Source organism: Bifidobacterium sp. POST2/T3 (B1) (genome assembly GCF_058197115.1).
Genome location: NZ_JBVPQK010000081.1, coordinates 1 through 10,375 on the forward strand (window position 1 = coordinate 1; position 10,375 = coordinate 10,375).

Annotated in this window: 8 protein-coding genes; 6 read left to right on the forward strand and 2 right to left on the reverse strand. The window is 59.0% G+C overall.

Annotation, left to right across the window (positions count from 1 at the left end; translation table 11 throughout):
- The first annotated feature begins 185 nt into the window (after window positions 1-185).
- Complete coding sequence (locus tag AC0AP0_RS05485) at window positions 186-1,124, forward strand: aldo/keto reductase (protein ID WP_490429645.1); 939 nt, start codon at window positions 186-188, stop codon at window positions 1,122-1,124.
- A 1,147-nt stretch (window positions 1,125-2,271) separates the two neighbouring features.
- On the opposite strand, the gene AC0AP0_RS05490 is transcribed toward AC0AP0_RS05485, so the two are convergent.
- A complete protein-coding gene (locus tag AC0AP0_RS05490; protein WP_121913075.1) occupies window positions 2,272-2,640 on the reverse strand; it encodes a DUF4235 domain-containing protein in 369 nt (122 codons plus the stop codon).
- Between the two features lie 110 nt (window positions 2,641-2,750).
- Here AC0AP0_RS05490 and AC0AP0_RS05495 point away from each other — a divergent pair, with 110 nt between their 5' ends.
- Window positions 2,751-3,452, forward strand: a complete 702-nt coding sequence (locus tag AC0AP0_RS05495; protein ID WP_490429646.1) for a histidine phosphatase family protein — start codon at window positions 2,751-2,753, stop codon at window positions 3,450-3,452.
- Window positions 3,453-4,132: 680 nt separating this feature from the next.
- Window positions 4,133-4,903 carry an HAD family hydrolase gene (locus AC0AP0_RS05500; RefSeq protein ID WP_490429647.1) on the forward strand — a complete coding sequence of 257 codons (771 nt, stop codon included), beginning with the start codon at window positions 4,133-4,135 and terminating at the stop codon, window positions 4,901-4,903.
- A 157-nt stretch (window positions 4,904-5,060) separates the two neighbouring features.
- Here AC0AP0_RS05500 and AC0AP0_RS05505 read toward each other — a convergent pair whose 3' ends face one another.
- Complete coding sequence (locus tag AC0AP0_RS05505; protein ID WP_490429648.1) at window positions 5,061-6,662, reverse strand: alpha-amylase family glycosyl hydrolase; 1,602 nt, start codon at window positions 6,660-6,662, stop codon at window positions 5,061-5,063.
- A 380-nt stretch (window positions 6,663-7,042) separates the two neighbouring features.
- Here AC0AP0_RS05505 and AC0AP0_RS05510 point away from each other — a divergent pair, with 380 nt between their 5' ends.
- The 3 genes from AC0AP0_RS05510 to AC0AP0_RS05520 all read left to right on the forward strand — a co-directional run.
- Window positions 7,043-8,068, forward strand: coding sequence for a LacI family DNA-binding transcriptional regulator (locus AC0AP0_RS05510; protein WP_490429649.1), 1,026 nt, complete (start codon window positions 7,043-7,045; stop codon window positions 8,066-8,068).
- A 251-nt stretch (window positions 8,069-8,319) separates the two neighbouring features.
- Window positions 8,320-9,708 (forward strand): glycosyl hydrolase family 32, encoded by a 1,389-nt coding sequence (locus AC0AP0_RS05515; protein WP_490429650.1) that lies wholly within the window; start codon window positions 8,320-8,322, stop codon window positions 9,706-9,708.
- 254 nt (window positions 9,709-9,962) lie between these two features.
- Window positions 9,963-10,375: Hsp70 family protein (locus tag AC0AP0_RS05520; RefSeq protein WP_490429651.1), on the forward strand; the 413-nt coding region annotated here is incomplete at its 3' end.

Below are 10,375 nucleotides of genomic sequence, written 5' to 3' on the forward strand. Positions count from 1 at the left end.
ATTAACAACCACCCAACACGCTTACAGCCACAAGGCCAAACCCCCAACATAAACAACGCGTTTAGTTCCTATAGCCCACATTGCGCCAGTTTTCAGCCTTCATCGCCTCGATTCTTGCTCCGTCCTACAAACAAGACACCGGCCCTTGTTAGAGTGAGAAGAACCTGACAACAAAGGAGATGACAGTGAAGACGATCGAATTGGGTACTTCTGGCCTCGAATTCTCTAGCGTAGCCCTTGGGGCCATGAGGATTGACAACAAGACCAGGCAGGAGGCATCAGAGATTGTAAAGGCGGCACTGGATGCCGGCATTGATTACTTTGACACCGCAGACTGCTATCACGATGGTCTGTGCAGCACCATGCTGGGCCAGGCCTTGAAGGACTGCGGCGTGAAAAGGGAGGATGTCGGTATACAGACTAAATTTGGCATCTTCCGAGATAAGGAGAGCGGCAGGGTCACCCGTTATGACTTTTCCAAGAAGCACCTGTTGGAGGCCATGGAGCAGGAGCTCGAGAACCTGCAGACTGACTACGTGGACTTTGTTCTTCTGCACCGGCCCGACACCCTAGTCGAGCTGGACCAGTTGGCCGAGGCCTTCAATGAGCTTCAATCTTCAGGCCGCGTCCGCCACTTCGGGGTCAGCAACGTCAATCCCATGCAGATAGAGCTGCTTCAGTGTGACCTGGATCAGAAACTTCAGGTGAACCAGTTGCAGTTCGGCCTTGGCCATACCGGTATGATTCGCCAGGAGATTCATGTGAATATGGCCGACGAGGCCAGTCTAGACCACGACGGGGGAATTTTGGCTTACTCCCGCCTCAAGCGCATGACTATTCAAGCATGGAGTCCTTTCCAGAGTGGGACCGGCGAAGGGGTCATCATCGACAACCCGAAGTTCCCTGAGCTCAACGACTGCCTTGCCAAGATCGCAGATCAACACGGCGTCAGTAAGAACGCCATTGCAGTCGCTTGGATACTCCGTCATCCGGCCGGGATGCAGGTCATCATCGGATCCATGAACCCGTCCAGGATTGCTGAAATGGCCTCCGGGGCGGATGTAGAACTGTCTGCTGAGGAGTGGTATCAGCTCTATGTGAGCGCGGGCAACGATGTCTTCTAAATCCTGTGGTCTTCCGTGCTGTACTGTCACAGTGCCTACCGGATCTTTGAAACAGACAATCGGGAATCGGTGGGGAAGGCCGATAAAACTGCTGGAAAGCAGTTTTTCCCATAGTTGCAGGGTCAGTTACTATGCGTTATTTTGTTCCCCACCGGCGTCCCCCGGCAGCCCCAAAATCACGTACCACGACCAGGCAAAGGTTGCTAGGGCCGCGGAGCTATATCGAACGAGGGGCGAAGCGCTGGGTCTCTCGCTGTGGCTTCTGCGGAATCTGCCATCTGGCCAGTCATGACCCAACCCTTTATGATCGCCTGCATGGGCAGGATCGCCGTGCTAAGCCGCGATCGGGGAAGAGGGGCTATAAGCCACGCCATTTACGAAGGGGAAGTCCAGTGCATCGGGTCGGTTGTGCTGGGCTTCCTCTTTATAATCTCTATTTTCATATGCTTCTTACTATTCCCTATTCCTGTAGTGGCCTGTCTGTCAGCTTGGATCATCGATACCATTTCAAATTTCCCCTGCACCCGGCCTGTAACTTGTCAGGAAAGCCCTCTTCTATCTGTTGCCAATCCGCCTCTGGCACCCGACTTTGCAGGCCGACGGTCAACGGTCCAGGTGGAAGCCTTGCCTTCGATGGATAGGAGCATCGGCTCATGGGCCGACTCGGAATCCACAGCATGATCTGCGATGATGGCGCTATAGGTTCTGTGAGGGGTGTCCGTCTTCCCAATGTCTCTATAGTAACGCTGGACTACCTCATCGAAATCGGCCAGGGCTCGCTCGGTTCGTTCGTCCTAGGTCTGCCTTCAGCGCCCAACTCAGGGTAGCGGTTCTCCGAATATCCGGGGCCGCATGCTGTGTCGTCTCTTCCAGCGCTTGGACATCATTGTCGCTCACTGGACGGCTCGGTGAAACGCCTGATGGACCGTCTCCCGTGAGCACTCGGATAATCTCGTTGGTCATCGGGTTTGAACCGGTATTGTCAGAAGGTTCCCTCGTGTGAGAGTTGCACCTGTCATAGGCTTACTCTGCTGTCAGAGGGTGCGACACACAAAAGAGCCAGCTCACATTATCGCCCACACGGCTTCGGCACCGATTCCGTTCTGCCCGATGGGCCGCTCTGCAACAGTCCCTGACTGATTCAACCCTAACGGCGTTGATGACGGCGGTCCACGAATGCCTGGGACCCCCGGTCGATCACTCCCGAGACCAGGGTGGTGAGGGCGGCTGAAAGGACAGCGAAGGCCAGGCTGGCTATAGCCCCCTGCTGCTGCCCCTCTTCGGACTCGAGCCCCCCATTACGTCGGGTCTGTGCATTGTCCCAGACTGATTGGAATATCTTGCCGGCTAGGTAGCCGGCAAGGGATGGCAAGACCCACTTGATGACCTTGTCGGTGAGGGAGTCTGGGTCAGATTTAACTGAAGAAGTCATATCGCGTACCTTGTCGTCTATTGCGTGGAAACGTTCGACGATGGCATCAGCACCGTCCTTGGAAGGCCCAATCGCACTAGTCATGATGCCATTATCCCACACTGCACCGCTTGTGCCTGATACTGGGGGCCGTCGTGGTCCATACGGATGGTGTTGCTTTCCGGTACCGCAGGGGGCGAAGGTAGAATAGGTACATGACAGTTTCACAGCCAATCGCGAGTGAAGGAGCTCGCAGCAAAGGACGCGTCGTCCTGCTGCGCCATGGTCAGACTGCATGGAGCCTGTCGGGACAGCACACCGGGAAAACGGACATACCCCTCACGGGGGAGGGGCGGGATCAAGCCAGGAAGGCGGGGGAAAGGCTCAGACGGGCTTTCCCGGACGGGTTCGAACCGGAATACGTGTATGCATCACCGCTGAAGAGAGCCCAGGACACGGCCCGCTTGGCAGGTTTTGACAGAATGACCATATGTGATGACCTGGCTGAATGGGACTACGGACGGGCAGAAGGGCGGACCAGACAGGAGGTGTCGCGTCTGGCCGGTCGTGAGTGGAACCTGTGGCGCGACGGCACTCAGGCTCTGGGATCGGACATGGATGGGACCTGGCAGGACACCCTTCCGTCCGGAGAACATGTGACGGTCAGAAACGGACCGGGGGAGACTCTGAACCAGGTGGCCCTTCGGGCTGGGCGGCTGGTGGCCAGGCTGGAGCCTTTGGTCAATCAGGGGCGGCAAGTCCTTCTGGTGGCCCACGCCCATATTCTGCGGATTCTGACGACCCAGTGGTTGAGCCTGCAGGCAGATGACGCCTGCAAGTTCCGCCTGGACACGGCCCACTACAGTGTCCTTTCCCAGTACAAGGGCAACAATGTGATAGAGACTTGGAACTGCTGAAGATTCGGAGGGCCTTCCATCCTGGACCATACCGTCATCTTCTGTCCCAGGCACTTGTGCCTTCGGATTTGCCACTGGTAGATCCAGATGAGGGTCTTGACTGGTTTCCGCGCCATAGGTAACAGCTCCAAGGCAAAAAACACCAGGGCCGCCTCGGAGTTTGTCGCCTGCGGGGGGTACCAGTGCTCAGAGCCCATTACGAGGTGGGGGCATCGTCCTCACCGACCAGGATCTAATGAAGGGCTGCGGAGTCAGCGCAGATATGGTGGCGGTAGCTCAAAACGATGCGCTGGATGAACGCATCTGTCGACCGGATCAACTAGGCAGGTATGGCTGGTTTTTAAGACTCTGTGCGGGCTTGGGCGAGGCTATCATGAGAATCAAAGTCAATGCTGACAACGTTGCTGCAAGGACCGAGTACTGGAATGACACTTATTAAAACTAAAACCGACTGGCCCATGCCGTACAATCCAAACGGGGACGCAATCAGAGTTCACAGTGTTTTCGGCCCCATTCGTGCAGGCGTGTGAGGTGCGGTGATGGCGGCGGAGCCTGACTGCTTCTTGGCCGTTGCATCTCTGGCGTGCGGGAATGACGAGCCGGAATATCGCAGTGGCGGGGATCTTGCATCGGCGGGTGGCCGATGCCGACTATATTGAGGACGCGAAAGGGCGGACATTATGCCACAGCGATTCACCACGGTCTTCTTCGACCTCTATGGGACCCTTCTGGACATCAGGACCGACGAGGATGGACCTGAAGGATGGCAGTACCTCTGGGAGTATTTCCACTCCCGCTGTGACATCTGGCCTGATGCCACAGCTGTCAGGAGGGATTTCAAGCGGATTCAGGCCCCATTACAAGCTGAGGCGGACCGCCGTTCCGAGGTCGGTGAGGTGGAGGTCCGTAAGGTCTTCGCCGCCCTCTTTGATCAGGCTGGTCTACCCCACGATTGGCGTGATGTAGACGACCTGGCCTGGTCCTTCAGAAAGGCCACCACCACCCTTCTCAGGCCATACCCGGGTGCTTTTGACCTCTTGGAAGCTCTGAAATCGGCGGGGCTGCGGGTCGTTCTAGTCAGCAATGCACAGGCCTCCTACACGGATCCCGAGTTGGACTTGACCGGCCTGCGTCCGCACCTGGACCGGATCTTTATATCCAGCGACTGTGGGGTGAAGAAGCCCGATCCCGCCTTCTTCCGGATGGCCCTGGACGCAGAAGGGGCCGATCCGGACAGGACAGTCATGGTGGGCAACGACCGCGGTGCGGACATCATCGGAGGCAACCGCAGCGGTCTGACCACGGTCTATTTGGCCACTGGTATATCGCCGGGTAGTGACGGCGGTTTCTCGCCTGAGGCGGACCTCTCCCTTGCGGGTGCAGACTATGACCAGGTCTTCGACCTGGCCACAGAGGGTCTCAATATCGGAGGGGACCGCAACCAGTCATAAGGAGGGGGCGATTGTAGGTTGTTCCTGGACTGCACGGATTCCGCGGATACGGGAGCATCCGACCCGCTGCCCGATCCCGAAACGGGGAGGAGATGCAGCGGGCCGGGTTTGACCAGTACCTCTAGGAATGAGCAACCGGTTTGTGAGGGGTTTTGATTTACAGGGCCAGAACTGCGAAACTCTGTCCCCTCAGGGCCAGGGTGCCTTGGGAAAGATCGCTATTTACCATGACCAGGGGGCGGGGAATATGGTCGATGGCACCGACGCTGGCCAGACTCAGTGGGAGGTCCTCCTCCTGCCGGCTGGGATTGAGAGCCACCAGGAGGCGATCGTCGCCCTGGGTGCGGGTGTAAGCGAAGGAACGGCCATGCCTGGGGGCGTGGACCACGGCGAAGTCGGCGCCCGGTCTCAGGGACTGGTGCCCACTCCTCAAGGTGGTCATCTGTCTGATGAAGGTCAGGAGTGATTCCGGGTCTCCGTCCTGGTCGGCCACGTTCGGGGCGTCGGGACTCCCGTCCACGGGCAGATAGAGTTCGGTCGGGTCGGCCTTGGAGAACCCTCTGTTAGCCGAGCTGTCCCACTGCATGGGGGTGCGGGAACCTGTCCGGTGATAGCCGCCCTCCTTGGTGGGCAGGGTTTGGTAGCGCATTCCGATTTCGTCACCGTAGTAGATGAAAGGGACCCCTGGCATGGTCAGGAACATTCCATAAGCCACCTTGATTTCTTCGGGGGTCAGACGGGGCGCTAGGCGGGTGGTGTCGTGGTTGCAGGTAATGAAGCAGAAGCTTCCCAGATTTCGGCTACGCAGGTATTGGGGAAGGTAATCAGCCAGGAAGTCTGATATGCCGGTCTTGCTGTCTGCCTTGAAGTAGCTGGCATCGTCAGGCCCTTCCAGCTCGTCTTCAGTGTTGCGTGTCAGGAAGTTGTAACCGTTTGGTACGCCTGCCCACCGCCAATTCAGGTAGAAGTCCATGTCGAAGCCAGCCTCCAGGGACTGCCAGGGCTTGCCCCATTCAGAGACGAATGCTGCCTGGGGGAATTCCTTCCTGATCGGCTCGAAAAGGCGATGCCAGGTGTCGATGGTGGCCGTCTTTTCCTTGTCGTCGTTCTTGACGAGAGAGTCGGCCATGTCCACTCTGAAGCCATCGCAACCCTGACTCAGCCAGAAGCGCATGACGTCGATCATGGCCTGGCGCGTGGCTGTTGGACCCGGGTCGTCGGGTGACTGCTGCCAGGAGCGGTCCCTTGCAGCGAATCCATAGTTGAGGGCTGGTTGGCACTTGAAGAAGTTGAGGATGTAGGCGGCATCCCTGGGAGCCTCACCGCCTATGAAGGGCATGCCGGGGTAGCCCTCGAAGCTGCTGTCCGTCCAGATGTAGCGGTCGGAGTACTCGTTGCGGGAGGTCCGCCCGCTGCTGGCGAACCAAGCGTGTTCTTCGCTGGTGTGCCCGGGAACCAGGTCCAACAGGACATGGATTCCCCTTTGATGGGCCTGTCCGAAGAGGTCGACCAGGTCCTGGTTGGTTCCGTAGCGGGGCGCCACCTTGGTATAGTCCCTGACGTCGTAGCCTGCGTCCTTGAACGGGGAGTCAAAGCAGGGGTTGATCCACAGGGCATTGCAACCCAAGGATGAAATGTAGTCCAACTTGGCTGTGATGCCCGGTATGTCACCGATGCCGTCATCGTTGCTGTCGTAGAAGCTTTGAGGATAGATTTCGTAGAAGACTGCTTCGTCCAGCCATGATGGTGTCTGGTGCATATATACTCGCTTTTTTCGTCTGACCTTCGTCGGTCTATCTGTATGGACGCTGACCATGGTAGAGATTGATGATGACAATGGATGCATCATAAAACGCTGGGACGGTCGATGACCGAGGCTGGCGGAACAGCGCGCCGTTGGTAGTGGGGTTCGGGCTGATTATCTGGGACAGGGCCGCATTGAGCACCCACGGCGGGTCCCAGCCAAGACCGGCTTGGGCGAATGAAGGGCCACAATATGGTAGAGATCGATACCCCCGGCTCTGCGTGTTATGTCATATATCGTGGACCTCCCCGCATACTCCTTGCTCACGCCTATCGGTTCGTTGCCGTCGCTTGCAATCAGTGGTAGGCAATGGTGCCCGTCTAGAATGAATGGACATGGTCACTCTTCAGGATATTGCCCGAGCCGCCGGGGTCTCGGTCGCCACTGCCTCGTGGGCTATCAATGATGACCCCAAGGCCCGTATTCCCCAAGCCACCCGCGACAGGGTCCGCAGGGTGGCCTCCGAACTTGGTTACCGCCGCAACGCCCTGGCGCGTGGGCTTGCCAGGGGGCATTCCGATTTGATCGGTTTTATCAGCGACGGGGTCGCCACCTCACCATTCGCCGGTCAGGTGATTCGCGGTGCCCAGGATGAGGCGTGGAGGCAGGGGAAGATTCTACTCGTCGTGGACACGGGCGGGGACAGGAAAATAGAGGAGAGGGCTTTCGAGTTTATGTTGGAACGCCGGGTGGAGGGACTGGTCTATTCCAGCTGGGTCCACCGACGGGTCGACGCTCCTGCGGGGCTGGCCGGTGTAAACGCAGTGCTAGTCAACTGTTACGACCGGCTGGGCCGTCTGCCAGCCGTGGTCCCGGATGAGGTCGGTGGAGGGCTCAGCGCCACCCGCCTACTGCTCCAGGCCGGCCACCGGCGGATCGCCTTCATCAACGCCAGCGCCCGGACCCCGGCCTCCGTGGGTCGGCTCAAGGGCTACCGGCAGGCGCTGTCCGAGGCTGGTGTGGCCTACGACCCCTCCTTGGTGATCCGCGAGAAGGAGGCAGACCAGGAGTCGGGCTACCGGGCCATGCCCGAGGTGATGGCTACCGGTGCCACGGCCGTCTTCTGCCACAACGACCGCACGGCCATGGGCTTCTATGATGCCCTACGTGAATATGGGCGGCGGGTTCCCGATGATATATCCGTGGTCGGCTTCGACAATCAGGAGGTGATATCCGCCCACCTCCACCCGGCTCTGACTACCGTGGGCCTGCCCCAGTATGACCTGGGGAGATTGGGAATACGTGCGCTCATGGCAAGGGGGGACGGTTCGACTAACCATCCGGCTGCTGGCTCTGGCGGCCTCGAGCCGCAACTGGTTCCTTGCCCTCTGGTCGTCAGGGATTCCATAGCCCGGATCTGATCCTCTGTTGCCTCCGCCCCGGGGGCAGAAATTACCCGGTCTTCTCTGTGGCTATCTCATGCCATTCGTTCCGCTTCTTGTGGAAACTCCTGTCCGACTACTTGCCGGGTCGCCATCCCGTTTGACAGCGGCGTAGGCACTTTTATAATGGTTGCTTAACCGCTTAAACAACTGGCGGGGATCCTGCCGGGGTCGTCGAGGAAGATGCGCGGCCCGGACGTATGGATCATCGGCGATATGAAAGGGTCAACATGAATAAGCTCTACTATCAATTCCCAGGCACCTGGTTTGGGGACTGCATGCCCTATGGGAAAGGCGATGAGTTCTTCCTCTTCCATCAGCGGGACACCCGCGACCCGGCCCCATTCGGGCAACCCTTCGGTTGGGACTTGGCCACCACCAGGGACTTCGTCCATTACCAGGACTGTGGCACCGCCATACCCAGGGGCGGTGACGGAGACCAGGACCAGTTCATTTTCGCTGGCAGCGTCTTCGAGGGACCGGACGGATACCACGCTTTCTACACGGGTTTCAACCGTGATTATCCGGCCGAGGGCAAAGCCTCTCAGGTCCTCATGCAGGCCGTCAGCCAGGATCTCCGCCATTGGAGGAAGTTGGACCAGGCCCCCTCCATCGCCCCCCAGCACGGGTACGACCCCGACGACTGGCGAGACCCAATGGTGGTCAGGGACGAGCAGGCCGGTAACTACCTGCTCATCCTGGGAGCGCGGAAGAAGGGGCCCAAGACCATGCAGACAGGCCGGACGGTCAAATTCACTTCCGACGACCTGGTTCACTGGGAGTTCGGCGGGGATTTCTGGGCCCCCGGTCTTTACACCATGCATGAGATGCCTGACCTATTCAGAATCGGGGACTGGTGGTACCACATCGTCACCGAATACAGCGACCGACATGGGATGACCTACCGGATGTCGCATAGCCTGGAAGGACCGTGGACAGCCCCTGTGGATGACGCCTTCGACGGGAGCGGATACTATGCGGGTCGTACCTTCGAGCTGGGCGGTAGACGGGTCCTCTTCGGCTGGGTGGGGACCAAGGCAGGCGACGACGACAGGAACAACTATGAGTGGGGCGGGACCTTCGTTCCCCACGAGGTCTATCAGAGGGAGGATGGGTCCCTGGGTGTGAGGCCGGTGGATACCCTCTGGGCCGCCTTCAACCCCCGCACTCCCCTGGACGATGTGGACATTCAGGCATCTCATGAGAGGAAGGAGGTGGTCATTGACTCCGACTGCCCCGACCTCTTCTCATTCGAAGCTGATGTCAGATTCACCCCGGGCACCCGGTCCTTCGGTCTGCGCCTGCGGGAGGAGGCCGGGACCGGGCGGTCTTACCAGTATGACTTCCAAGTGGGGCAGGGGCGTTACCTATTCGAGGGGTCGCCCAATGACCCCTGGTTCACGGTCATGAACATAGGCCTTGAAAGGCCGATCCGTCTGGAGGCCGGACGCATCTACCACCTCCAACTGGTGGTCGACGACACCATAGCCACCCTCTATGTGGATGGGGTGGCCCTGAATGCCCGGATTTACCGGCCGGGGCAGGCCTTGGGCATCTACGTGACCGAGGGCGGTCTTCAAGTCACCGGGATGAGCCTGGCCAAGGGCCTGCAGAAGTAGATGTCTTTCTGCCGGCCTCTGGTCGGTCAGATCCGGTTCGGGCATCCTCCTGATGAATTTGTGCCATGACGGGAATAATATTTGCCTCGGGAAGTTGAGTGATGTAGGCTCAAGTTTCGGAGTGGTCATGATGGCTGCTTGCCCGGGCCGACGGGAGCCGGCCATCGGGACCACGAACGAAGCGCGAGCGGAGAACGTGAACGACGAGGTGCGGGGTCAGACCCTACGCCCAATTTCATCAGGAGGTAACGAGTATGGCACGTGCAGTTGGCATCGATTTGGGAACCACCAATTCCTGCATTGCAACCCTGGAGGGCGGCGAGCCCACCGTAATCGTCAACGCTGAGGGCGCGCGGACCACGCCGTCGGTGGTGGCATTCAGCAAGTCCGGCGAGATTCTGGTCGGTGAGGTGGCCAAGCGTCAGGCGGTCACCAACGTGGACCGGACCATCAGCTCGGTCAAGCGTCACATGGGAACCGACTGGTCCGTCGAGATCGACGGCAAGAAGTGGACCCCTCAGGAGATTTCGGCCCAGATCCTCATGAAGCTCAAGAGGGACGCCGAGTCCTACCTGGGCGAGCCCGTCACCGACGCGGTCATCACCTGCCCTGCATACTTCAACGACGCTCAGCGCCAGGCCACCAAGGATGCCGGCAAGATCGCCGG

Coding starts and splice junctions, on each gene's coding strand:
- AC0AP0_RS05490 (WP_121913075.1), bottom strand. CDS start 2,640: ATGACTAGTGCGATTGGGCCTTCCAAGGACGGTGCTGATGCCATCGTC.
- AC0AP0_RS05495 (WP_490429646.1), top strand. CDS start 2,751: ATGACAGTTTCACAGCCAATCGCGAGTGAAGGAGCTCGCAGCAAAGGA.
- AC0AP0_RS05500 (WP_490429647.1), top strand. CDS start 4,133: ATGCCACAGCGATTCACCACGGTCTTCTTCGACCTCTATGGGACCCTT.
- AC0AP0_RS05505 (WP_490429648.1), bottom strand. CDS start 6,662: ATGCACCAGACACCATCATGGCTGGACGAAGCAGTCTTCTACGAAATC.
- AC0AP0_RS05510 (WP_490429649.1), top strand. CDS start 7,043: ATGGTCACTCTTCAGGATATTGCCCGAGCCGCCGGGGTCTCGGTCGCC.
- AC0AP0_RS05515 (WP_490429650.1), top strand. CDS start 8,320: ATGAATAAGCTCTACTATCAATTCCCAGGCACCTGGTTTGGGGACTGC.